The organism is Brachybacterium timonense (genome assembly GCF_900258505.1).
GTDB lineage: Bacteria > Actinomycetota > Actinomycetes > Actinomycetales > Dermabacteraceae > Brachybacterium > Brachybacterium timonense.
This window is the reverse complement of record NZ_LT984895.1, coordinates 2642240-2665418: the sequence shown is the minus strand read 5'-3', so window position 1 is coordinate 2665418 and position 23179 is coordinate 2642240. Positions and strand designations below refer to the sequence as shown.

General features: G+C 65.4%; 19 protein-coding genes, 2 tRNA genes and 3 pseudogenes. 13 read left to right on the top strand and 11 right to left on the bottom strand.

Annotation, left to right across the window (positions count from 1 at the left end):
- The first annotated feature begins 103 nt into the window (after window positions 1-103).
- Window positions 104-176: transfer RNA gene (locus C8271_RS11875), tRNA-Lys, on the top strand.
- 149 nt (window positions 177-325) lie between these two features.
- Here C8271_RS11875 and C8271_RS11870 read toward each other — a convergent pair.
- The 5 genes from C8271_RS11870 to yedE all read right to left on the bottom strand — a co-directional run bounded on the left by C8271_RS11870 (window position 326) and on the right by yedE (window position 4342).
- Window positions 326-541, bottom strand: a complete 216-nt coding sequence (locus tag C8271_RS11870; protein ID WP_106507468.1) for a hypothetical protein — start codon at window positions 539-541, stop codon at window positions 326-328.
- A gap of 361 nt (window positions 542-902) precedes the next feature.
- A complete protein-coding gene (locus tag C8271_RS11865; RefSeq protein ID WP_106507467.1) occupies window positions 903-1574 on the bottom strand; it encodes an S-layer homology domain-containing protein in 672 nt (223 codons plus the stop codon).
- Complete coding sequence (locus C8271_RS11860) at window positions 1565-2434, bottom strand: SGNH/GDSL hydrolase family protein (RefSeq protein WP_106507466.1); 870 nt, start codon at window positions 2432-2434, stop codon at window positions 1565-1567. The genes C8271_RS11865 and C8271_RS11860 overlap by 10 nt, the downstream gene beginning before the upstream one ends.
- A 205-nt stretch (window positions 2435-2639) precedes the next feature.
- Window positions 2640-3059 carry a sulfurtransferase-like selenium metabolism protein YedF gene (gene yedF, locus C8271_RS11855; protein ID WP_106507465.1) on the bottom strand — a complete coding sequence of 140 codons (420 nt, stop codon included), beginning with the start codon at window positions 3057-3059 and terminating at the stop codon, window positions 2640-2642.
- The gene (yedE, locus tag C8271_RS11850) at window positions 3056-4342 is read right to left on the bottom strand and encodes a selenium metabolism membrane protein YedE/FdhT (protein ID WP_170957885.1); all 1287 of its coding nucleotides are present in this window, start codon (window positions 4340-4342) and stop codon (window positions 3056-3058) included. Before yedE ends, yedF begins: the two co-directional genes overlap by 4 nt.
- Window positions 4343-4473: 131 nt before the next feature.
- Between yedE and C8271_RS11845 the strand changes: the two genes are divergently transcribed.
- From C8271_RS11845 to C8271_RS14525, 4 genes and pseudogenes are all read left to right on the top strand, one after another.
- Window positions 4474-5004 (top strand): hypothetical protein, encoded by a 531-nt coding sequence (locus C8271_RS11845; protein ID WP_106507463.1) that lies wholly within the window; start codon window positions 4474-4476, stop codon window positions 5002-5004.
- Window positions 5001-5360 (top strand): hypothetical protein, encoded by a 360-nt coding sequence (locus C8271_RS11840; protein ID WP_106507462.1) that lies wholly within the window; start codon window positions 5001-5003, stop codon window positions 5358-5360. Before C8271_RS11845 ends, C8271_RS11840 begins: the two co-directional genes overlap by 4 nt.
- 143 nt (window positions 5361-5503) lie before the next feature.
- The gene (locus tag C8271_RS11835) at window positions 5504-6061 is read left to right on the top strand and encodes a hypothetical protein (RefSeq protein WP_106507461.1); all 558 of its coding nucleotides are present in this window, start codon (window positions 5504-5506) and stop codon (window positions 6059-6061) included.
- Window positions 6062-6215: 154 nt separating this feature from the next.
- A pseudogene (locus tag C8271_RS14525) lies at window positions 6216-7549 on the top strand (ISL3 family transposase).
- Here C8271_RS14525 and C8271_RS11815 read toward each other — a convergent pair.
- A pseudogene (locus tag C8271_RS11815) lies at window positions 7538-7816 on the bottom strand (helix-turn-helix domain-containing protein); the annotation flags it as partial. The pseudogenes C8271_RS14525 and C8271_RS11815 sit on opposite strands and share 12 nt — an antisense overlap.
- Window positions 7817-8573: 757 nt before the next feature.
- Here C8271_RS11815 and C8271_RS11810 point away from each other — a divergent pair.
- The 5 genes from C8271_RS11810 to C8271_RS11790 all read left to right on the top strand — a co-directional run bounded on the left by C8271_RS11810 (window position 8574) and on the right by C8271_RS11790 (window position 13333).
- Window positions 8574-9470, top strand: a complete 897-nt coding sequence (locus tag C8271_RS11810; RefSeq protein WP_170957884.1) for an amidase domain-containing protein — start codon at window positions 8574-8576, stop codon at window positions 9468-9470.
- Window positions 9471-9634: 164 nt separating this feature from the next.
- Entirely contained in the window at window positions 9635-9991 is a 357-nt protein-coding gene (locus C8271_RS11805; RefSeq protein WP_170957883.1) for a hypothetical protein, read from the top strand.
- A 69-nt stretch (window positions 9992-10060) separates the two neighbouring features.
- Window positions 10061-10912, top strand: coding sequence for a hypothetical protein (locus C8271_RS11800; protein ID WP_106507456.1), 852 nt, complete (start codon window positions 10061-10063; stop codon window positions 10910-10912).
- A gap of 301 nt (window positions 10913-11213) precedes the next feature.
- Entirely contained in the window at window positions 11214-12845 is a 1632-nt protein-coding gene (locus tag C8271_RS11795; RefSeq protein ID WP_170957882.1) for a peptide MFS transporter, read from the top strand.
- An 80-nt stretch (window positions 12846-12925) separates the two neighbouring features.
- On the top strand, window positions 12926-13333 hold the full coding sequence (locus tag C8271_RS11790) for a hypothetical protein (RefSeq protein ID WP_138774571.1): 408 nt from the start codon (window positions 12926-12928) through the stop codon (window positions 13331-13333).
- Between the two features lie 76 nt (window positions 13334-13409).
- On the opposite strand, the gene C8271_RS11785 is transcribed toward C8271_RS11790, so the two are convergent.
- The gene (locus tag C8271_RS11785) at window positions 13410-14978 is read right to left on the bottom strand and encodes an IS1634 family transposase (protein ID WP_106507454.1); all 1569 of its coding nucleotides are present in this window, start codon (window positions 14976-14978) and stop codon (window positions 13410-13412) included.
- Between the two features lie 137 nt (window positions 14979-15115).
- Between C8271_RS11785 and C8271_RS13895 the strand changes: the two genes are divergently transcribed.
- Complete coding sequence (locus C8271_RS13895) at window positions 15116-15256, top strand: hypothetical protein (protein WP_170957881.1); 141 nt, start codon at window positions 15116-15118, stop codon at window positions 15254-15256.
- An 89-nt stretch (window positions 15257-15345) separates the two neighbouring features.
- Here C8271_RS13895 and C8271_RS11780 read toward each other — a convergent pair whose 3' ends face one another.
- From C8271_RS11780 to C8271_RS11775, 3 genes are all read right to left on the bottom strand, one after another.
- A complete protein-coding gene (locus C8271_RS11780; protein WP_245921121.1) occupies window positions 15346-17379 on the bottom strand; it encodes an alpha/beta fold hydrolase in 2034 nt (677 codons plus the stop codon).
- A gap of 121 nt (window positions 17380-17500) precedes the next feature.
- Window positions 17501-18154, bottom strand: a complete 654-nt coding sequence (locus tag C8271_RS13730) for a hypothetical protein (RefSeq protein WP_212591346.1) — start codon at window positions 18152-18154, stop codon at window positions 17501-17503.
- Window positions 18155-18297: 143 nt separating this feature from the next.
- The gene (locus C8271_RS11775) at window positions 18298-21039 is read right to left on the bottom strand and encodes a DNA methyltransferase (protein WP_106507452.1); all 2742 of its coding nucleotides are present in this window, start codon (window positions 21037-21039) and stop codon (window positions 18298-18300) included.
- A gap of 158 nt (window positions 21040-21197) precedes the next feature.
- Between C8271_RS11775 and C8271_RS14225 the strand changes: the two are divergent.
- Window positions 21198-21355, top strand: a pseudogene (locus C8271_RS14225) (IS3 family transposase); the annotation flags it as partial.
- A gap of 218 nt (window positions 21356-21573) precedes the next feature.
- Here C8271_RS14225 and C8271_RS11770 read toward each other — a convergent pair.
- Window positions 21574-21649, bottom strand: a tRNA-Arg gene (locus C8271_RS11770).
- Between the two features lie 77 nt (window positions 21650-21726).
- Between C8271_RS11770 and C8271_RS11765 the strand changes: the two genes are divergently transcribed.
- Window positions 21727-23172, top strand: coding sequence for a nitrilase-related carbon-nitrogen hydrolase (locus C8271_RS11765; RefSeq protein ID WP_106507451.1), 1446 nt, complete (start codon window positions 21727-21729; stop codon window positions 23170-23172).
- The last annotated feature ends 7 nt before the right edge of the window (window positions 23173-23179 follow it).

The following is a 23179-nucleotide window of genomic DNA, read 5'->3' as shown; positions in this document are numbered from 1 at the left end:
AACAGCGGGAGGAAACAGAAGGGGAAGTGGCCGTCAGGGAAGCGATTCGTGTACCCGACGACCGCCTGGATTCAGCTAGACTTGCATGGCCCCATCGGGGCACGGGCCTCTAGCTCAGTTGGCAGAGCAGCGGACTTTTAATCCGCGGGTCGTGGGTTCGATCCCCACGGGGCCCACCCAGGTCAGAGCCGGTTTGTCGGTTCTGGACGAGTGGTCAGAACGCCGTTTGACAGCAACGCTGACAGCAACGCGGCTGTATGTTCTGCGCTCAGCGAGCGCTGACAGTAACGGATGTGTCGGCACGCTACGCTCGTCTGCATGGCGATCAGCCGCCGACGGCGAGGATCGTGCCGATCATGCCGACGGAGAGCTTCTCGTCGGGGTACTTCTCCTGGATGTACGGCACAGCGCGGAGGAAGCGGGTCTGGTCATCCTGAGTCAGTGCGTCCCAGCTTTCCTTGTCGATGTCGTCCTCGATGAAGAAGGGATAGCCGGCGAACGGGTGACCCTCGGGGTGGAACGGGACGGACTGCTCAAGCATCTTGCGGCTCCTCTCTGGATCAACTACGTCGATTGCCATTGTGATGAGGGGGTCTGACAGACGAGTCGAGCCTTGGGCCGAGCGTCGTTTTCAACTGCAGTACCTCCGCTTCCTGGAGAACGTCGAACGCCAGAGCGGCATCCCGCGCCTCCCATCGGAGTGCCTGACCCGATGGCGGACAGGCCGGTGCTGGTTGGTGGAGAGACGGTGAGGACCGCGGCGAGTTTCGGGGGCTTACTCCTCGTATGCCACGTGGTCACTCTTCGCAATGTGCGACCTGACAGGGTTCTTACGCCCTATCGGACCGTGGCCGGAAGGGTGAAAGGAGCGAGCCGTACGAACCGACGACAGTTCCGAGTGGTCAGCGCACCTGATCCGCGAGCTGTGCAGCACGGTGCAGGAATGCTGCCATGCCTTCGCGGTTGACGTGGAACCGAGGCCGGTACGTGCCGTCGCTCCAGCCGGTGGCGATTCCCGCGGCGCGCATCCACCGTATTTCGCGCGCAAACACGTGGTTGCGGGGCACGTCGCGGAACAGCGGTACCGAGTTGACGTCGATCCGCATACCGTGTTGGCGCAGTCGCTGATCCAGAAGCCGGTGGAGGAACGCAGCCATCGCGTCGCGCTGGATCGCGTGATAGGGCCGGAATGTGCCGTCGACCCAGCCCCAGCCGATGTTCTGCGCGTTCATCCACTCGATCTCGGGCCAAAAAACGTCGCGAGTGCTCACATCGGTGAAAACACGCCGGTATCCCGGCAGTGCCGGGGCACCCGCGAAGCGGTGAATGAAGGCCGCCATCGCATCGCGTTTGATCGGCTCGAGCGGCCGGAACGTGCCGTCGGACCAGCCGCGGGCAATGCCGTGCGATGCCATCCACTCGATCTCTGAGCGAAAAGGTGAGCGCGAGATGTCGCGGAACGTCGTGGCGGACGCTGGTCGGGGTGGTGCGAAGGCCAGTCCGCCCAGGAATGTCGCGCCCACCGCAGCCCCACGCAGCGCGTTCCGACGCTCGATAGGGGGTGTCACAGCCATCTCAGCTCCTGCATACGGGCGATCAGTGCCCAGGTCACCACGCGATTCCCCCAGCCGTTGAGGTGGATGCCGTCGGGTGCCACGAGCTTGGCGGGCACCGCGGATGTCCGCGCGACGGGGCGGATACCGAAGGGCACCACCGGCGGTGAGCCAAGTCCCCAGGATGTCGTCAGCAGCTCCTGCACGTCCAGAAAGTTGTGTGCGAACTGGGCGCGTTGCGCGTCGTTCACCTTCTTCGTGGCCTTCTTCTTCGTGGAGTCGTCACGCGGGGTGATCCACTGCCCGAGCACAATGACGCGTTTCGCTCCGCCCAGCGTGTTCACGATCGCCCTGACGTCATCGATGACGGTCTGCCCGCCACGCGAGGAGATGTTGTTCTTCCCAGACCAGACCAGGTGGCGCTTGTCCGCGATAATGCGCTGGTGGGCGGACACGAAGGTGCCGTTCTTCGTCGGTGCCCCGTTCTTCGGCTCCCAGTAGAAGTGTTTCCCGTCGGCTTTCAGCACCCCGCTGACGCCGTTAATCGTGCCCGGACACCGGAACCAGCCCCACGGAGTCATCGGGTGGCCAACGGAGCAGCGTGTCCGTTTTCCGCTCGAGACGCCGCCATGGAAGGTGACCCTCGGCTTGTCCACCCCGACTTGCACGCGGTTGTGCGTCGAGTGGGTACCGCCGATCGCTGTGGCGTACAGCGGTTGCGGATGGATGGTCGCGGCCAGATGATCGATGATGCGGTTCGGTGTGGGAGCGCCGCGGTGCCCCTGCTCGCCAGTCATGGAGCTCGCTCCCCATGTGGCGAGGCCACGGAAATCGCGGCTGGGAGCCAGAAGCCGACGAGTGCCCGGCGTACCCGTGGCCATGTGCCACCCTCCTCGGGTGAAACGGAGCATGAACGAAGCACCGATCCCGTGCCTTGTGTCACCTTAGGTCAGGGACGCTGATCTCGGAGGGAAGTTAGTACGTGTCCTTGACGTCGATATCCAACGGGTCTCACGAAGCGTCCTTGCCCCTGTCATTCGCCATTCGCACTGAGTCGAGCCGACGAGCCTCGTCGGCAGCCAGGACTCAGGCGTTTCCGGCCTTGCGTCGTGCCTTATGTGCGGCCTTCGCGCTCTTCACGGCAGCACGCGGGTCGAAGTCCGGGCCCTTCTGGATGAAGAACGACATCTGGGCGCCGTCGCGCAGCGGCTCGGTGAGCAGGCGGCTGCCCACGGTCACAGCCTCGTCGGGGATGTTGCGGTACGCCTGCGGGCAGTCGGAGACGATCTCGACCGTCTGCCCCTCCTGCATCTGGGCGAGGGCCTCGAGGGTGTGAATCACCGGGTAGGGGCAGGACTCGCCACGCAGATCGACCTGGAAGTCGATAAGCGGGAGCGACTCGGCGGTTCCGGCAGCGGGCGTCGCATCAGTAGCATCGGTCGCTGCGCCAGGGGTGGCCGCCTGCTGCGTCGTGCTGTGGGCTGCGGAGGGATCGGGCTGGTTCATCGGGTGGTCCTTTCGGTGTCGACGTCGGCCGCATCGAACATCACGGGTGCGGACGCAGCTTCGAGGCGAGCGCGGCGTCCACCGCGACGTGACCCCATCGCGAGGTACCAGATTCCCAGCAGGCCCAGCGAGATCGCCAGCGCCGGCCAGGGCCCGAGCTGCGTGAACAGGTTGATCTTCGGGGCGTCAGCCACGAGCGTGGCGTGAATGTTCCAGTGATCCCAGCCGTAGGCGAGGATCGTCGCGCCCAGCACGTTACCGCCGAAAGCGAACCAGGCCACGACCTGGCCCTCCATCGCGCGGTACATCATGCCGGTCTCGCAGGCGCCCGCCATGACGATGCCGATGCCGAACAGGAAACCGCCGATGAGGGTGCCCACGCCGGCGGGCTTCGTCAGCGGTTCCATCCCGGTGACCAGCAGCACCACGAAGGTGGAGGCGGTGGCGACAGCCAGGCCGAGCACAAGGGCGTCGGCCAGCTTGGTGCGACCGGTGATCCACAGGTCGCGGAAGGCGGCCGTGAAACAGATCTGACCGCGCTGGATCAGCACGCCGAACGCGGTGCCGAACACGACCGCGACAGCCAGCATCGCGCGACCGGTGGCGACATACAGCACCGAAGCGGCAACAAGCCCGGCGAGGATCACCAGGGCGATGATGAGGTGGCGGCGTCGGCGTCGCGCCTCCACAGCCGCGTCGGTCACCTGGTGGGCGACACCCGGCATCAGACGCGTGGGCCCACGCCACCAGCGCATCTGAATGAGCTTGACGCCCACAAGCGTGCCGACAGCTGTCATCAGCGTGAACAGCCAGGCGTGTAGCGAGAACTGCGGGATACCCGTGAACATGGCCGCAAGGTTGCAACCGAAAGCAAGACGGGCTCCGAACCCAGCCACGATGCCGCCCACGATGGCCTGCGCGAAACGACGGCGCAGACGCGGCACGCGCCACCGGAAATCACCCGCCATGAGCGCGGCGATCGCCGAGCCCGCCAGCATGGCGATGACGATCCAGCCATCGGTGCGGTCAATCGGGCTGCCCTTGAGCGGCACAACCTCAGCGAAGTATTTCCACGACTGCACGTCACCGCCGAAGGCCTCCGCCACATGACCGCCCAGACGCGTGAACTCGCCCGTGACCGCCCACACGGTGCCGGTGATACCGACATAGAGCGCCGACAGCAGCCCAAGGGCGGCAAAGACGGGGCCGGGTGCGACACCCACACGGGTACGGAACGGGGTGTCAACGTGCCGATGCGGTTCAGCAGATTTTATGGTGCTCACCAGGCGATATTACGACTAGCGAGAGGTGTGTGGGCACGGTTGCTGTCTCGTCTGCGTAACGTTCGGCGCTGTATCAGAGGAGCCCGTCGGCCTGTGCCTCGGCGCCACCGTGCACTGCTAGCGTCACCCGCATGAGCAGCGAGCTGGCGATCCTCACACCGAGGTCGATTGACCGTGCCGCCCAGAGCCGAGCGCTCGAGGAGGTTGGCGGGCTCGCCATCACCGGGGTTGATGGGGCGAACGTCAGCGCTGGTCTGCCTGGCGGGACAGAGGTTATCGATGCCCCGAGTCGTCGTGCTGTGCCGCACTGCGTCACCCTATTCAGCGATCCCAGCCCCGCCGCGCCCTCGCCCTGGGACCTGAGTACGCACGGTATCGCTACCGACGCTTCCCTCGTGGAGACCACGGTGCAGATCGAGACGGGCACGGATGACGAGTTCGACCGGATCATCCGGGCCACCGCCCACCTCGCCCGCGAGCATAACGGTGTGCTGATCGACCCCGAAGATGGGCTCCTCATCCATGCTGATGGAACGGAGCACGTCCTCACGGAGCTGGGGGAGGAGCACTCTGCTAGCGACATCGCCGACGACGTCTGCTCGGCACCGTCTCCGACGCCATACGCGTCTTCGCCGCGCATGCGCAGCTCCTCACCGGGGTGACGATCGAGAAGGCCACGTCCTGGTACGGGCCAGAAGCATCCGCCCAATCACTGAGCACGCTGCGCCAGGACGGCGGGTGGCACGGCCTGAGCCCGCGCCCGCTGTGGCTGCTATGGCTTGGGGAGCCCTACGCGGACGTTCGCATCAAAGGCCAGCCGGTCCATATCGAGCAGACCGGAAGCGGGCGCCTCGTGCAGTCCACAGCACTGCCGCAGGAGGAGCTGCACACGAAGAAACCGATGCGTCGGCACCTGTCTCGCTGGCTGTTCGCGCTTGTGCTGCCCCATGCGTCCAACGTCCTGCCGCCACCTCTGCTGGCAGCTTGGTCGCTGCCCGAGGTCCTTGAGTCCCGCTGATCCTCCCGCACGGCGGGGTGGCAATGCGTTCGTCCGGCTTGGTCGAACTGGCCCGCTGATGCGATTGCATGGGTCGACGGATGGATGACGACCCTGCCCGTTACGCTGTGCGCGCAACGTGTCAGCCGTATCCAGGGGGCCCCATGACCGCGCCCAGCGCATCCCAGCCCGTATCCACCGCCGCACCGGCACCCCGGAAACGCGGCGGCCCGAAGATCCTCATGATCATCGGCGCCGTGATCGCCGTGCTCGCCTTTGTGGCGGGTGCAGTCGTGGGTGTGCTCGGTCTCGTGCGCGCCAGCAGCACCGCACAGGACATGGTCACGGTCGATGGCACCGGCAGCTACACCGCTGAGGCCGACGAGCTGGTGGTCGTCTACCGTCCCGAGGGGGCAGAGGTTCCCACCTGTCAGGTGCTGCCTCCCGATGGCGGTACCGCGGGGGAGGGCAACTCCGTGAACTACTCCATCACCTACAACGGCAGCACCTGGGAGTCCTTCGACTCCTTCACTGCAAAAACCGCGGGCGAGTACCAGTTCGACTGCGCCGGGGACACCATCGCCGTCGGACCGCCGGTGAGCGTGGGCGGCATCCTCGCGGGCGTTGGCGGCATCCTGAGCGCCGTCTTCGGTGGCGGCTTCGGTCTGCTGCTGTTCCTCATCGGACTGATCTGGTTCTTCGTCGGCCGAAAGAAGTCCTGACCAGCAAGTCGATCATCTGCCGGTCTGCGCCTGCATTGGTGGCTCTTCAGAGTTGAGTGTGGGCGCGCCGGTGATGCGGGGTAGCTGGGGATAGACGTCGAGGTCCTTGATGATGAGCGGACTTCTATCCCCGCTGATCTCAGGGACCTCGACGGTGCCCAACCATGGTTGCGCATGCCCCAACGCGCTCGATCGCTGCGAGAGATGCGACGTTCTCCTGGACTTCCCGGGCCTTCATCTGGTGGCAGTCTCGAAGGTCCGGGCCGGGCTGGTGCTCGAGGTGGAGTCCTGCGATCCAGTGGCCGGATGCCCCGGCTGCGGGGTCATCGCCACCGGTCATGGCCGGGTGGTGGTCGAGGTGATCGATGCTCTGTGGGCGGGTCGTCCGGTGCGGATTCGGTGGTGCAAGCGTCGCTGGATCTGTCTGGAGGGCGTCTGTGCGGTGAGGACCTTCGTCGAGCAGGACCCCGGGTCTGCGCGCCGAGGGGCCTGCTGAGCACGCGCGCGATCCGCTGGGCGATCGGCCAACTCCGGCGCGAGGGGGCGACGATCCAGGGCCTGGCCCGCCAGCTCGGCACGACGTGGAACACGCTCTGGTCCCAGGTTCGGCCAGCCCTGATCGAGGCCGCGAACGCCCCTTCCCGGTTCGAGGACGTGCAGGTCCTGGGCGTGGACGAACATACGCTCCGGGCCTCCCCATCACCGTGATCCGCGTCGGCGCGGACCGAAGGAGCTGATCGGGATGGTCGATCTGACTCGCGGGCTCCACCCCACTGCCAGGCTCCTTGACCTCGTCCCCGGCCGATCCGGCAAGGCCTACCGCAACTGGCTCGACGAGCGCGACGATGAGTTCCGCAAGCGGGTCGAGATCGCAACGCTGGACCCGTTCCAGGGATACAAGAACGCGATCGATGACCAGCTCGAGGACGCCACCTGCGTGCTGGACGCGTTCCATATCGCGGGGCTCGCCGGTGCGGCGGTCGATGACGTCCGCCGCCGGATCCAGCAGGAGACCCTCGGCCACCGAGGCCGCAAGGGCGACCCTCTCTACGGCATCCGTCATATCCTCCGCGCTGGCTGAGAACGTCTCACCACTCGCCAACGAGCGCGCCTGGACGTCGCGTTCGCCGCCCATCCCGATCATGTTGCGGTCGAGGTCGCCTACCACTGCGCCCAGGACCTCCGAGACGTGTTCCACCAGCCCACGCCCGTCCAGGACGCCGCCTCGCCGAGCAGCTCATCGAGAAGCTGCCGTCCTGCCCGATCCCGGAGATCGCCAGGCTCGGGAAGACCTTGCGGCGCTGGCGGCCTGCGTTTCTGGCCTACTTCGACACCGACGGCGCGAGCAACGGCGGTACCGAGGCCATCAACGGGATCATCGAACTGGGCCGCCGCATCGCCCGCGGGTTCCGCAACGTCGAGCACTACCGCCTCCGCATGCTCCTGATCACCGGAGGCCTCGACGCCTCACCCCACACTCAACTCTGAAGAGCCCCATTTCCTCGTCCGTCGCCAGTGCTCGATCAGCTCGACCACCCAGTCTGGGAGCCGTGTCGGGCGGTTCGCTGGCGCGCTGGCGCGGTCCTGCAAGCCGGCCTCGCCGTTGGCGCGGTAGCGTCCGACCCATTTCGACAAGGTCGAGCGGGCGATGTGGAACTCCGCAGCGACATGCACGATGGGCCGGCCCCGCTCGATCACCTGCGCGGCAGCTCGCTGCCTTCCCAGCACGGTCAACGGGGCATTACGGTGGGTCATAGAACGGGTCTCCTCCTGCGAGATGGACGGCTTCAGCGCCACCAATCGTGCCGGTCAGGGACCCGTTCCTTCATCCCCACACCCCGCTGACCACAACGTCATGACCCGCAACACCTAACCAGCACCTACCCGGGTATCGACCGATAGCAGCCGACCACTCCAGATCCACCCCTTGCCATCCGATGTGATCTTAGCTAGTGTTCGCCTCAACGTCCGCTTGGACTGTTCTGCACTAGTTTCCTTACGCGTCCCGAATCAGCAGGTCAGCTCCGCGAAAGACTAGCCGAAAAACCTCCTTCAGGTCTCTTTGGGGAGGAAAACTCGCATTAATGCAGCGTAGCTACCCTAACCCTCTCCGCATGAACCCTAATGTTCGCTGGACCCATTAATGTCCTAAGTTTTGAAATCTCCAACTCTTTCGGAGGCCCAAATGCCCCACTCGATTCGTAGACGACACATCTTGGCCGGGTTATGTGCAGCTGGGGCCGTAAGCGCTATCCTCCACCCCTCAGCCGCGCTCGCCGAGGATCAGAATGATAATCCGGAAGAGGGAAACGGGAAGAGCGCGCCACCTCTAATCGACCCCAGCGGTGCAGACGTGGAGCGAGCGTCAGCCTTTACGTCACTCGTCTCCGCACAGGACGAGCAAATATTCCACAACCGACCCGACGGCGCCAGATTCGCAAATTCGATGCGCAGTATTCCGCATCAGATTAGTGCCTCCGGCGTCGCTTTCAGCAACATTGCATCGGAGGAGATGGCCGACATTTTCTCGATCGATGCCCAAATTGCTCAAGATCTGGACCAAACACTTGATGCAGCCATTCAGGGAACAAGCGTCAAATTTGTGTGTCAGCATGTCGCCGAGGTTAATGGCGGTCGCTTCCAGTTGCTGACCTATCTTGTCGAACGCATCCTGTCCCCTCAGGACGTTTGGGCAGAGTCCGTTAACTACTTCATCCGCGTCGCCGAGGATGGAAGCATCGCCAAGGTTTTGCGAGTGGAGCCTGGTTCATGGGATTATGTTGCTGACATAACGAAGGGCGCATTCACCGATAACCTTGCCCGCTTGGATGCCGAATCAGCACCATCCGAGGAGTTCAATGTACCCGAGTTCACCATTGATGACATGTCGCGCGAGGAGGCCGATGGCAGCATCATGGCGACTCGCGCCCTGGGCTCTGACGGCCGCAAGAAAGCAGCGGCCTATGCTCTGAAATACTGGAAAAATTACAACACGGCTTACCGCACCTTCTCGGGCGTGGGTGGCGATTGCACAAATTTTGTCTCGCAGTGCATGCGCGCCGGCGGCTGGACCGACGTCGCAGGATTATGGAAATCGGACGGAGCCTGGTGGTACAATTCATTAAATCAGTCTCATCCGTGGATTAATGTAGGAAAATTCCGGACATTCGCCTTGCGGAGCGGGCGATCAAAGTCGGCGTCCCATGTCACCCAACTATACAACGGAAATGTGCTGCAGGTTCGCCCTACTACCACTTGGGTACATTCGGTGATAGTCACTGGCCGGTCCGGGACGACTCCTCTTTTAACTTATCACTCGTCGAGCACTCGAGACAAGCCGTTTAGCGCATTTCGCAAGTCCTACAATGAAGGAGCAAGCGGTTTCAAATGGCAGTTTCATCTCACATGAATCGCTCATCGATCTGGCGTTCGTCGAAACCACCGAGAGACGAACACATGTTCGTGCGACGCGCGTCGGCGCTCCTCGCGACAGCCGCCGTACTCCTCCCCGTCGGGCTGACGGGCTGCGCTGGCACGAGCGAAGCGCGGTGCGGGTCGGGCGAGTCGACGCCGATGGCCGCCGCGCTGCAGTTCATCGATGGGCTCCGCATCGACAAGGAGTCGACGATCTGCGCGGCCCTCGCCTCGGACTCAGGATGGGATCGGAACGGCGCCGACGAGAAGGCGGCTATCGCGAAGGTCGCTGCGGCATCCGAGACGACTCCGGGCATCGTCGCGCAGGTGTCGCAGAGCGCCATCGACGACCCCATCGCGTTCTTCTCTGGTGCGACCGGGGAGATCATCCTGGTGGTCGCCACCGAGAACGTGGACGGGAAGTACGTGGTCGACTGGGCGGGCACGCGTCGCGCCACGGCCGACCCAGCGCCCGTCGTCCGGTCGCTCAACATCGGGACGCCGCACGACGTCTGAACTCGGGGTGCGGCAGCGCCCGCACCCTGGGACCTCGCGGCGCAGGGGATCAGTGCAGACCAGGCTCTCGTGGAGACCACGGTCCAGGTCGAGGCCGGCACCGACGACGAGCTGACCCGGATCATCCGTGCTGCCGCAACGCTGGCCGCGGATCACGACGGCGTGCTCATCGACCCCGAGGGAGGGCTGCTCCTGCATGCCGACGGGCGCGAGGAGCCGCTGCAGGGCCTGGGCGAGGACGTCACCGGGGAGGCCGACGAGACCGAGGGAGATGGCGAACCGGGCGCGACGGAGATCATCGTCGACTGCTCCTGGTACGGACTGCTCGAGGCCGGCGGCGGCGAGCCCCCTGTCGCAGAGGTGCGGCGGATCGTCCGCGAGATCGTCGGCACCAGCGGCCTCGAGGTCGGGGTCAGCGTGACCGCCCACCGCTTCTGGCACGCCCGGTGCACGCTGCGTGCCACCGACGCCGCCGCCGACCCGGCGCGCGCCCGACGTCTGCTCGCCGAGGTCGCCGACGCCACCGGAGCGTTCTGCGCCGACGCACAGCCGATCAGCGGCATCACCTTCGAGAAGAACCGCCCGCTGTACGGCAGAGAGGCGAGCGAGCAGTCCCTGAGCACGCTGCGTCAGCAGGGCGGATGGCATGGCCTGAGTCCGCGACCCCTGTGGCTGCTGTGGCTCGGCGAGCCCTATGCGTCGGCGCGCATCAAGGGGACCCCGGCGCACCGGCAGGACACGCGGCGCGGACGGCTCATCCAGTCGACCGACCTCCCGCAGGACGCGCTCGGTATGGGCAGGACGATGCGCCGCCACCTCTCCCGCTGGCTGTTCGCCCGCGTGCTGCCGGGCCTGCCGAACGTCTCCCCGCCGCCTCTGCTGGCCGCCTTCTCGATGCCCGAGGAGCTTAAGGAGCGTTGAAGGAAGCCGCAGCTCGCGATTTCGGACGAGCGAAAGAACGATCGCTCGCAGCAGTAGCACGGACGCCGACAGGTGGTGACGGGGCGCCGACGACCGCTAGGTCCGGGGGCGGGCGATGCTTCGGCGTGGGGTGCGCTGGTTCGGGACCATTGGGGTCCCGCTGGGGCTGTTGTATGAGATCCCGGGCAATTAGTGGCCGGAGAGGACGTCCGCGCGCCACAGCGCGGTGCGGCCTGTGAGGAGATAGGGGGACCGACGCCCTCGGCACCGCAGCCGATGACGCACGCAGGAAGGAACCCCGATGTCTCGCATGACCCCGCCGGAGGCTGAAGCTCTAGGCTCTGAACCGACGGTCACCTCCGACGCGAAACGTTCCATGTACGTCCCGAAGGAACTGCGCACCGGGCCCTCCATCGAGGACCGCTCCTTCATCGGCCACCCGGGCGGCCTGCCCTGGATGCTCCAGGTGGAGATGTGGGAGCGCTTCTCCTGGTTCGGCATGAGGGCGATCCTCCTCTACTTCCTCACCGACACCCTCGCCAATGACGGACTGGGGCTCGCCACCACCACCGGCCAGGTCGTCGTCTCCGCCTACGGCGCCGCCGTCCTCCTCATGACCATCCCTGGCGGCATCTTCGCCGACCGGATCCTCGGCCCCTGGATCTCCACCCTCGTGGGCGGCTCGATCATCATGGCCGGACACGTCATCCTCGCCCTCCCGGCCGTGGTCACCTCCTGGATCGGCCTGGTGCTGATCGCCGTGGGCACCGGCTTCATCAAACCGAACCTCGCCACCGTCGTCGGCGGACTCTACGACGCCGACGATCCCCGCCGTGACCAGGGCTTCCAGTACTTCTACATGTCGGTGAACGTCGGCTCCCTCGTCGCGCCGCTGCTGACTGGAATCCTCGCCGACACGTTCGGTTACCACACCGCCTTCATCGCTGCCGCGGTCGGCATGGCGCTGGCCCTGTTCTCCTTCGTCTACGGCCGCAAGAAGCTCGGCGAGTTCGCGTACACGATCCCAAACCCGCTGGCCAAGGGTGAGGGTGCGCGCCTGGGGTTGCTCGGCCTGGGTATCGTCGCCCTCGCCGCTGCACTGATCGGCATTTTCCGGTACGTCGTGTTCGCCGGCGACGCGGCCGACGACGCTTGGATCAACGCGATCGCCTGGTCGCTGTTCCTGTTCGCCCTGATCACCGCCGCCGGCTACTTCCTGACCATGGTGCGCAGCCCCAAGGTCACCGCTCAGGAGCGCAGCCACCTGGCCGCCTTCGGCCCGCTGTGGATCGGCAACGTGCTGTTCGTGCTCATCTTCGAGCAGGCCGCCGGGAAGATGGCAACCTTCGCCGCTGACCACACCGACCGCTCCGTCTTCGGGATGTTCGAGCTGAGCGCCTCCCACTACCAGTCCTTCAACCCGCTGTTCGTGCTGATCCTGGCTCCGATCATCGGTGCACTATTCGCCCGGCGGATCGGAAAGTGGCCCAACACCGCCACCAAGTTCGCGATCTCCCTGGTGATTATCGCTCTGTCTGCCGCGATGATGGGCTTCGGCTTCACCACCTGGACCGGCACCGCGGGATCCGCGTGGGCACCGTTCTGGTACCTCGCTGCCGTGTTTCTCGTCCAGACCGTGGCCGAGCTGTTCCTGAACCCGGTGGGTCTGTCGGTCACCACCAAGCTCGCCCCACGGCACTTCGCCTCCCAGACCATGACCCTGTGGTACCTCGCGCCCGCGGTGGGCATGGGCCTGACCTCGGTGGTCATCAACCTCACCAAGGATCTGGGCGACGGCACTTACTACTACGGCCTGGGTGTTGTCACCGTCGTGGTCGCCCTCATCATGTTCGTCCTGGCCCCCTGGATCCAGTCCAAGATGGACGACGTCGAGCGGGCCGAACGGCGCGGCGCTGCGGAACTCGACAGCTGAGCGGACACGGTGTTTTCCGCGAGGGTTCCGGTAACGGGATCATCTTGGCGCTGGCTGTCGGCATCGGTGGGACCATGTCGGTGACCGGTTTCGTCAAGAGCGAATCGATCTTCAACGAGGTCACGCTGATCTACGGCACGGGCGCCTTCACCGCCGAAAAGGGCGAACAGATCGTTGCCTACCACGAAGAGGACTCGCGGGTGCCGCGGTGCGCTGTGGACACTCCGGACGGCTCCGGCATCGAGCCTGAGCTGGATGGCAGTTTCAGCTTCGACAAGAACGGCCGCAGCTGGGAGTCGTTCGACGGGTTCACCGCCCCCGCTTCGGGTGAGTACACGGTGGACTGCGATGGAGACACCATCATGATCGGCCCGCCCGTCAACGTGCTCGGGGTCTTCGCCAGCGTGAGCCCTGACTTGCACAGGTTTAGTGACCCGTGGCGTCTGGGGTCTGGAGGGCGTGGAGGATGTGGCGGGCGTCGTCGGTGAGGGGATCGGCCGCGGTATGGAGGTGTCCACCGATGTTGATCTGGACTTCNCAGCGTGAGCCCTGACTTGCACAGGTTTAGTGACCCGTGGCGTCTGGGGTCTGGAGGGCGTGGAGGATGTGGCGGGCGTCGTCGGTGAGGGGATCGGCCGCGGTATGGAGGTGTCCACCGATGTTGATCTGGACTTCGAGCAGCGGCTTCAGGGTCCGGATGATCCTGCGGATGCTGAAGCCAGTCTTGGCCTGGAGATAGCGAGCGATCGCAAGCGCGGTGAACACGATCGTCAGGTGCGCTTCGATCGCGTCGCGTTGCCGATGGAACATGGGCCTGGCCTGGAGGTCTGTCTTGCTCATTCGGAATGACTGCTCGACGTGCCAGAGGTCGTGGTAGCTAGAGAGCACCTCACTGGCGGGCATGATCCGTGCGGGGATGTTGGTGACGTAGCCCTTCAATCCCGCTAGTGATCTGGCCTGCGCGAGAGAGGTTTCATCGAGGATGCGGCCGGCAGCGGTGGTCTTCACGAACCGGGTGCCTTTCACGTTCGCGTCGCCCGCGATCACGGCCCGCGCCCGGTTCTCCTGCTGGGTGGGGGTGGGCTGGGCATGCAGGTCGCGCTTGCGGGAGTAGGACCGGATCGCCCGCCAGTGCCCGGGATGCTGCTCCCGCGCCCAGACCGGCTCCCGACGGCGCCGCTGGGTGCCGGGCTTGGTGTTGCCGTGGCGCGGGGTGATGGTGTCGATCAGCTGACCATCAGTGAACGCGTCCCCGTTCCAGTGGAAATGATTGGCGAGGTCACCGGGCGCTTTCTTGGGCCGCGAGCCGACGATGAACCGCAGCCCTGCCTCGTCGATCGCGTTCAGGTTCTCCATCGAGAGCATTCCGGCGTCCGCGACGACGACGATGTCTGCCAAGCCGTGACGCTCCTGGAACTGCTTGATCATCGGCACGATCGTGCGGGTCTCGGCGTGATTGCCCTCGTAGCAGCCGATCTCCAGGGGGAACCCGGCCCGGTCCACGAGCAGGCCGACCACGATCTGCGGGTCCACGCGGCGTTCCTTGGAGTAGCCGACCTTGCGTAGGGCGTCTTCGTTCTCGGCCTCGAAGTAGAGCGTGGTGACGTCGTAGAGCACCAGCGAGACATCACCGCTGGTCCAGACGTGCTCGAAACACTTCCTCACGATCTCGTCGCGATAGTCGCACTGCGCGCACCGGCGCAGCGCGGCGTGGAACGTATTGCGGTGCACGGGATCGATGCCGACCTCGCGAAGGACTCGCCGGGAATCGCTCATCGACGTCGGCTCGATCAATCTCGCCAGGACGAGCTGGAAGAACGCCTCGTCGTCGACCACATCGAAACCGAGACGGCGCCAGGCGAGCTCGAGAGCTTCCAGAAGGAATCGGCTGCGTCGGTGCTGCATCGTCAAAACGCCAGCACTCGGGGCAGCAGCGCTGGTCAGCTCGAGATCGAGCGTCTGCTGTCCTGCGTGCAGCCGCTCGCGGCCCAGATGCATCAAAGCCGCCAGCTCCGCCTCGGAATGCGCTGAGCCGAGGTGCTCGAGGACCCGGTTACGACGTCCCTCCTTCGCGACGATCTGGACGGCCGTCGCCCCGGAGGCAGTCTTCACCTTCCTCAAGAACGGAGCCATCGCCCGATCCTACCGCCCCATTAGTGACCCATCCCCACGACCGAAACCCTGTTGACCAGCATCAACAACGCGGGAACTACCACGAACCGCACTCACCTGTGCAAGTCAGGACGGTGGACTGCGATGGAGACACCATCATGATCGGCCCGCCCGTCAACGTGCTCGGGGTCTTCGCCAGCGTGAGCGGCCTGCTGCTCGCCGTCTTCGGTGGTGGCTTCGGCTTCCTGCTGTTGATGATCGGGCTGATCTGGTTCTTCGTTACGCGCACGACGGCCTGACCGCGCGCGAGATCCCGGGCAGGGGAGCGGCCGACGTGGTGCCCGAGCGCGGCGCTGGGGGCACCGTGAAGGTCATGGTGACGGGCGCATCACCAGCTGATCGCCTCGTCCGCGCTCGGGCCATCCAGCGCGTGCTGCTCGCAAAAGGCAAGCACGGCCCGATTCCACACGACCGCGTTCGCCGGAGTCAGCACCCAGTGATTCTCGCTGGTCAACTGGAGGAAGCGGTGCGGCATATCCTCGGGCTCACCCGCCCAGGTCGACACCAGATCCCACCACAGTCGCAGCGCTTCGGAGACCGGGACGCGATAGTCGCGATTGCCGTGCGTGATGAGCATCGGAGTGGTGATCTCAGTGATGCTGTAGTGCGGGGAGAAAGCCCGGTACCAGCCCGGGGCCTCGTCCTCGTGGCGGTGCACCCGCATCTTCGAGGCGGCCGCATCGGTGGTCCGGTGCTGCTGCGGCAGTGCCCACAGCCCGGCATGGGACACGATCGCGTCGAAACGGTCGGTGTGCCCAGCGATCCAGTTCGCCATGAACCCGCCGAAGGACGCCCCCATCATCGCGGTACGCGTCCCATCCAGCTCATCCCGTTCGAGCACCGCATCGAGCAGCGTCTCGCACTCGCGGAAGACAATGTCGGGCCGACGCGGCCAGCCCCGGTTCAGCCCCGCATCCCCGTACCCGGTGGACATGGCGGGATCCGGCATCAGCACCGCCCAGCCGCGCTCGACCGCCAGCCACGGGCACCAGCGCCAGCTCCAGGCGTTGTAGGAACCGTGCGGACCACCATGGATCCACAGCATCACCGGGGCAGGTTCTGTGGCGCTCGCGCCCGAGGGCACGCACAGCCACCCGCCCACCTCGATCCCGTCCACGTCGGCGCTGACGAACTCGAGGGTGCCTGGAAGTGCGCCGATAGCACCGGGCGCAGGTAGCTCCGTCATGGTTCCGTCGGCCCCGATCAGCACTGGTCGCGGCGGGGTACCCACGTCGCTGCGCAGCGCAAGGACGGTGCCATCGCCCGCTGCCGAGAGCGAGCTGAACACCCCGTTCGAGGCGAGAGTGCGGGTGCTGCCCGTGGCCGCATCGACGATCAGGACCGCACCGGAGGAATGCAGGTCCCCGGCCACCAGCAGGGTCGTGGGGTCTGACCATTCGAGATCGCTGAGGGTGAGGTCGCCGAGGTCTACCGTGATCATCTCCCCGCTGGCGAGAGTGCGGATCTGCAACCGGGTGTAGCTGGTGTCGCTCGGAGTGGACAGCGTCGAGCACAGCAGTGCGAGCCGCTGCCCATCGGGGGAGAAGGACGGGGTGGAGTACTGCACCTCGTCGTCGGCGCGGAGCAGCACGGTGCGCTCATCGGTCGCGACATCGAGCATTACCAGGTCGCTGCGGGTCTCACCGCCGCTGACCCGGCGGGTCCAAGAGGTTGCGACGATGTGTGCATCGGGGGAGAGGTCGGCCGACGCGGAGGCCAGTGCCACTGTGCCTACACCCGGCGTGAGGTCGGTGAGTTCACCGGCCGGGGAGATGAGCACGAGGTGCCGCTCCTCGTCACCGATCTCGTGGTCCCACTGCCGGATCGGCATGCCGGTGTGCCAGATAGCGGTGCGCCGTGCATCTTTGCGGGCGCTGCGCCGCTCGGCATCGTCGTCGAGGGTGCCGCCGGGCAGCACCGAGGTCGCGGCGAGCATCGTGCCGTCCTGTGCGATGGCCAGCAGCGAAAGACCGCCGGGTGCGGCGGCGACCAGTTCAGCTTCGCCGCTTGTGGGCAGGCGCCAGATCGCTGTCTTGTCTTCGACGGACCCGCCGGCAGGATCGGGTCGGGATGAGGTGAACAGCACGGCGCCATCCGGGCTCGGGCGCGGCCCGTTCTCTCCCTTCTCCGAGCGGGTCAGGCGCCGGGCGGGTGCGATACCAGCGGGGTCCAGTTCCCACAGGGCCGACGGGGTTCTCGCGCCGTGCTCGTCAGCCTCCTGGATCGCGGCGATCACGCGCTCGCCGGCGGCGGTGACGGAGGTCAGGCGCGGCAGACGCAGCAGCGCCTCCGGATCGGCGAAATCAGTGAACGGCTCGGAATGGGCGGACGGGGTGGTGGGGTCAGTGTCAGTGGTGGTCACCTGTTCCACGCTACCGCGAGGGTGGCGGGAGCGAACTCCGTGGTGTTGAGGTCTGGCCTGGGAACAGGAACGATGGAGATGGCGAAGGCGAGTACCGACAGTGTTTCCATGAGCCGATCTCCTAGTTGCAGACGTCCGGGTTGGATTGGCCGTTGCGATAGTTCTGGGAGCTCTCGTGGTGTGTCCCGTCCTCAGGTAGCGACCGCTCGGGCGGAGCTGTCGGTTCGTGCTCTTCATCGACTCTGCCACCGAGTCGCCGGAAGACCGTCTTGTGATCGCCTGCCCATGGCGTTGGAGCAGGGCATAGGTCAGGCCGTACAGAACTGATCAGCCACTGTTGATGTGCGACGAGTGCTACCCAGTCACCAACGAGGCTTGAGAGTGCCCACTCCCGGTCTTCGTCGCTCACGTGCTCCAAGGTCGAGGAGGCATCGTCCGCATGGACGATCTCGGAGTACAGCACCCGGTCGCCGATGCTGCTGTCGCTGATTCCGCCCGGCGGGGTTAAGGGTGTGCCACCTGCCGACTTCATCATGTAGGTCCGTGGGAAGGGCTGTTCTTCCCACATGCGTCCGAGCTGTTCGCTCAAGAACTTCTGCTGTTCGGTGACGGCGAAGTAGGTGATTGCTCGCGCGACCTTAGGTCCATAGATCGACTCGTTCTTGAGGGTAAATACTCGAGCGTACGTTGCAGCCTGTTCAAGTAGCGGGCGATCAATCGTTTCGCGCCGTAGCGCTACCACTTTCGTCGCCCCGGTCGTCGTGTTCTTCTGCATCGTGAGGTGCCAGAGCGTGCCTAGTTCGGGCGCGAGCGGGTCCTGAGCTAGCCGAGTGCTCAGGACGGCCTCGGAGCGCTTCACGGCCTGCCTAAGCCGCTTCAGCGCGGCTTCTCGCACGTGCGGGTCCTCCGCGCTCGGACTCATGCTTGGGTCAGCTCTGCGTAACGCTCGAACAGGATCTGCTGACGCTCCTGCTCTGATGTGCACGTCCGCCTTGCGCTGAAGGCCCTGTCGACAGCGGCGTCAAGCGTGCGGTGGGCCTTCAAGAGGGCGGGAGTCATAGCGAGTGGTGCATAGTGCTGGGCGAGAGACCTTTCCGGATGGAGTGCACGTGCTTTGAGCACCTCACGACCGCCGCTGATCACCTGTTCCCGGAGCTTCTCAGAGACCTCGGGAAGGGGGAAGTTGTTCCAGACGAGCGTGTTCGAGAACCGTAGGTCACTCTTGAGGCGACCTCCTACAACCCTCTGCCAGGTGATGAACATCGAGCTTGAGAGGATCGCGAAGAGGAAACCCTCAGGGTCTTCCACCTTGAAGTTGGCATCGCCGCAAATCACCTCTGGGCCGAAACTGGCCACCGTGGCGAAAGGTCGCTCTTCCGAGAAGTGTCGCGGTATGCACACGTAGGGCAAGGCAGGCTGTGATCTTTGGCCGAAGAGATGCGGAGTTGTTGCCATGCCTTGGGTTGAAGAGGCTCGTGACTCTTCACGGAAAGCGCGAACGGCCTCTAGGCGGCTTCTAAGGATCGTGGAGCGAGCGATATCGGCAGGGTCTAGGTCGACGAGCCAGAGACACCATCGGGGCGTGTTGTGGATCAGCTCACGAGCTTGGACAAACGGGCGGAGATACTTCGATGCAACGGTATCGGCGGCGACCTCTGCGTACTGGTCGGCTTCTACTATCAGGTGCCCACCATCACGGGCCATGTTCCCGAAGACCGCCGGGCAAAGGCCATCACCGAGTACCTCGCGGCGTTGCTCGACCAGCACGTTGGGTCCATCGACGAGGTACCCGTTGATCGAGGTGGTAGCTACCTCCGAGGGTGTTGTCTTCGGTCGGGCGTAGGCGAACAGTCGGGGAGCTGGCTTCTTCTCTTTGTCGAAGCCGATGATCGTGCAGTACACGGATGCTGCGCCTGGTGCCTCGCTCGACCATGCGAAGGTGCGGTGTGCGAACCGGATGCGCCAGCCTGCATCGAAGATCGGTCCGAAGAGCGCGGGGACTGGCTCACCCTGGGTGATCGAGTTGGTGGAGACGAATGCGAACCGCCCGGCGGCGTCCCCGAAGAAGTCGAGCGCCTTTCGGTACCAGCCGGTGACGTAGTCCAGGCGACCGATGTCCTTTCGCTGCCAGACGTCTCGGAGTTCCTGGGCCTGTTCCGGCGTGCGTGTGGCGTGGCCGAGGAAGGGCGGGTTTCCCATCACGACGACGTCGGCGCTCGCGGGCAGGACGTCGCTCCAGTCAGTGCGCAGAGCATTTCCGACTGTGATGCGTGCAGAGTCCTGGAGAGGGAGCATCGGCACGGAGTGGCCGAGCGTGAGGTTCACGGCCTGGTTGGCCTGGTGCTCGACGAGGAACATGGCGGTGCGTGCGATCGTGGCGGGCCACTCCTCGATCTCGATCCCGTGGAACTGCGAGAGCTTCACGTGGACGCGGGACTCCGCGTCGAGGGAGAGCTGGGCGCGCGCGGGATCGAGCTCCTGGAGCCGTTCGTGGATGCGCAGCTCCAGTGCCCTGAGCTCCCTGTAGGCGATGATCAAGAAGTTGCCGCAGCCACAGGCGGGGTCGAGGAACTGGAGGCCCCCGAGTTGCGTCAGGAGGCGCTCCAGGTCGGCTTTCTTGGATCGTGCTTTCGTGAAGCGCTCCTCCAGTTCGTCGAGGAACAGGGGGCGAATGAGCTTCAGGATGTTGGTCTCGGTCGTGTAGTGCTCGCCCAGGGCTCGACGGGCCTTCTTATCCTTCACGGCCTGGAAGAGCGAACCGAAGATGGCCGGGGAGATCGAGGACCAGTTGAAGTACGCGGCCTGGAGCAGCAGATCGCGTGAGGCTCGGTCAAAGTAGGGGATCTCGACGGCCTCTCCGAACACGGAACCGTTGACATAGGGGAAGGCCTGGATGAGGTCGTCGTTACGACCGTAGCGCTTGTCCTCGGGCTTGTTGAGGGCCTGGTAAAGCGTCGAGAGCTGAGCACCGAGGTCTGAGCCGTCCTCGCTCGTACGCTCCTCGATGTAGCGGGAGAACAGGTCGCGCTCCCAGAGACCTGCGTCGTCGGCGTAGAGACAGAACAGGGTGCGGATGAGGAACACGGACGCCTGGTGGTCGTCGTAGCCCGTGCTGTCCAGGTGCTCCCAGAGCTTTGCCATGAGCTGTGCGGCGTGGATCGATGCCTGTTCTTGCTCAGTGGAGCCGAACTTGGCCTGCCTGTACCCCGCGAGGAACATGAGGTCTTCGACGTGCGCTGGAAGGTCCAGCAGGGAAAACTCGTTAACCCCGTCCTGCCCTGGCTCTGCGTTGAGGTCGAGCACCCGGAAACGCTTGAAATCGCTGGTGATCACGAAGTCGGGACTCTCGTGCTCCGTGAGGGATTCGATGTAGTCGATAGCCTGCGCCTCCGCTGCGATGAGGTCTTCCCCCGCAGACTTCATCTCAACAAGAGCGGTGCCGGAGATCAGAGCATCGATGTACCCCCGGTGGCCGGTGGAAGCACGCTGCGCACGCTTCTCGTAGACCGCTGCGGTGCGACCACTGATCCCGAAGACCGCGAGGAGTCCGCGTACGAACTCCTGCGCCTCACCGCGCTCGTAGCCATCGGCATCGCGCCAGTCGGCAACGAACGCTCCCGCGCGGTCGCGGATGTCGGACAGGACCAGGGGCTTAGGCACGGAGTAACTCCTCGAAGGTGAGTGGAACGTGTCGACTGCGACCTACTGTCTCTGACAGCGTGGGACTCGCTCTTCAGCCTAGTTCTAGGGAGCCACAGGGGCTGCCGCGACAACCAGCGGTTCTCCGCTTGCGGGAAGAACGCGGCACGCACGCAAAGCGTCCAGGACCGGCGGTCCATGACGATCGCGTGCACCGCGCCTTCACCGTTGACGATGTCACGAAATCTGGCTGACCGATATCACGGAGCACCCGACTGGCGAGGGCAGGCTCTACCTGTGCGTCATCAAGGATGTAGTTTCCGGCCGGATCAGGGGCGCCATCATCACCTGGACCGAGAAGACCTACCGCCGACGCCGCCGACGAGCCCAGCACGACGCTGGACGTCTACTCGGACTTGTTCGACAAGGACCTGGATCTCGTTGCAGACCGGTTGGCGGAGGGGCGTGTCAGGAGCGCTGCGGAGTAGCTGCGTAGTGTCGAGGCTCCGAAGGGACTTCAGGGAGTCGTCGAAGCGTCCTGACCTGCATCGTCACTGGTGCCCCCGGCAGGATTCGAACCTGCGACACCCGCTTTAGGAGAGCGGTGCTCTATCCCCTGAGCTACGAAGGCTGGTGGCGGCGACGGGGCCGGTGAGCTGGCCGCGTCGAGCACCGCGCCATCCTACGGCACCATGGAAGGATCAGCCCATGGCCGATCACAGCGCACAGCACCACAGCAGCAGGGACGACGCACATTCCACAGGTGAGGCGCCAGCCCCCGTCGTCTCTGTGATCCTCGCCGGTGGGCGGGCCGAGCGACTGGGCGGGATCGACAAGACCCGCCTGCACGTCGGTGCCGACACTGTGCTGCAGCGCGTGCTCGACGCCGCGCCAGCCGGAGAGAGGATCGTCGTCGGCCCCGACGCTGAGAACGACCCCACGCCGACGCATGGAGGAGTGCGTTTCGTGCGGGAGGATCCCCCCGGCGGTGGACCGCTCGCCGCCGTCGAACGCGCCGTGCAGGACCTCCCGGCGCATCCGCCCACGACGACCGTGCTGCTGCTCGGCGGTGACATGCCGTTCCTGGACGCGGCAACGCTGCGCACCCTGCAGGAACGCAGCGCTGAGGATGGCTGCATCCATGCACTGCGCGATGAGGGCGGCCGCACGCAGTATCTCGCCGCCGCGTGGCCGCTCAGCCTCCTACGAGACGGTCTCGATGCCGTGCGCGACAGCCACGGGGGAGTGGCTGGCGTGGGGCTGTATCGGCTCTATTCGTGTGCGCCGGAGCCGGTGCTGCACGATGCGGGCCCCGGCGAGTCCCTCGACATTGACACCCCGGCCGACCTCGCCGCCGCCCGGGCCCGCACAACGCTGCGCGTCGCGCTCGCCCAGATCATCGTGCCGGAGGACACCGCGGCAGCACGGGCCGAGGTTGAGCACGCCGCACAGCAGGCTGCTGCGGCCGGGGCCCGCCTGCTCGTCCTGCCCGAAGCGACCCTCACCCCCTTCGGCACCACCCTGCGCGCAGTCGCCCGTGACCACAGCAGTCCGTTCATCACACTGCTGGAAGAACTCGCCGAGCGTCACGATCTGACGATCGTCGCAGGATCCTTCACCCCTGCCGTCGATGGCCGCGTGCACAACACCGTGCACGTGCGCGGAAAAGCAACCGCGGATTACCGCAAGATCCACCTGTTCGATGCCTTCGGATCCCGCGAATCCGACACCGTCGCACCCGGCGACCAGCTCGTGCATGTGGACGTCGACAGTGTGCGCCTCGGGATCGCCACCTGCTACGACGTACGCTTCCCCGACCAGATCATCCGCCTCGCCCAGCGGGGTGCCGACGTGATCGTGCTGCCCCTGGCCTGGGGCGACGGCCCCGGCAAAGAGGAACAACTGCGCCTGCTGCTGCGGGCCCGCGCCCTGGATGCCACCGTATTCGTGCTCGCCGCCGACCAGGCTCCTCCACCGGATCACGCGGGCAACGGCCCACGCGGCGTGGGCCGCAGCGCCGTCATCGCCCCGGATGGCCGCGTGCTCGCTGAGCTCGGCCGTGCACCAGGGCTGCTCATCCACGATCTCGACCTCGACCTGGTGCGCACTGTGCGACGAGCCCTGCCGGTGCTCGAGCACCAACGGGCACTCTGAGCGTGGC

Coding starts and splice junctions, on each gene's coding strand:
- C8271_RS11870 (WP_106507468.1), bottom strand. CDS start 541: ATGCTTGAGCAGTCCGTCCCGTTCCACCCCGAGGGTCACCCGTTCGCC.
- C8271_RS11865 (WP_106507467.1), bottom strand. CDS start 1,574: ATGGCTGTGACACCCCCTATCGAGCGTCGGAACGCGCTGCGTGGGGCT.
- C8271_RS11860 (WP_106507466.1), bottom strand. CDS start 2,434: ATGGCCACGGGTACGCCGGGCACTCGTCGGCTTCTGGCTCCCAGCCGC.
- yedF (WP_106507465.1), bottom strand. CDS start 3,059: ATGAACCAGCCCGATCCCTCCGCAGCCCACAGCACGACGCAGCAGGCG.
- C8271_RS11845 (WP_106507463.1), top strand. CDS start 4,474: ATGAGCAGCGAGCTGGCGATCCTCACACCGAGGTCGATTGACCGTGCC.
- C8271_RS11835 (WP_106507461.1), top strand. CDS start 5,504: ATGACCGCGCCCAGCGCATCCCAGCCCGTATCCACCGCCGCACCGGCA.
- C8271_RS11810 (WP_170957884.1), top strand. CDS start 8,574: ATGGCCGACATTTTCTCGATCGATGCCCAAATTGCTCAAGATCTGGAC.
- C8271_RS11805 (WP_170957883.1), top strand. CDS start 9,635: ATGGCCGCCGCGCTGCAGTTCATCGATGGGCTCCGCATCGACAAGGAG.
- C8271_RS11795 (WP_170957882.1), top strand. CDS start 11,214: ATGTCTCGCATGACCCCGCCGGAGGCTGAAGCTCTAGGCTCTGAACCG.
- C8271_RS11785 (WP_106507454.1), bottom strand. CDS start 14,978: ATGGCTCCGTTCTTGAGGAAGGTGAAGACTGCCTCCGGGGCGACGGCC.
- C8271_RS13895 (WP_170957881.1), top strand. CDS start 15,116: ATGATCGGCCCGCCCGTCAACGTGCTCGGGGTCTTCGCCAGCGTGAGC.
- C8271_RS13730 (WP_212591346.1), bottom strand. CDS start 18,154: ATGCAGAAGAACACGACGACCGGGGCGACGAAAGTGGTAGCGCTACGG.
- C8271_RS11765 (WP_106507451.1), top strand. CDS start 21,727: ATGGCCGATCACAGCGCACAGCACCACAGCAGCAGGGACGACGCACAT.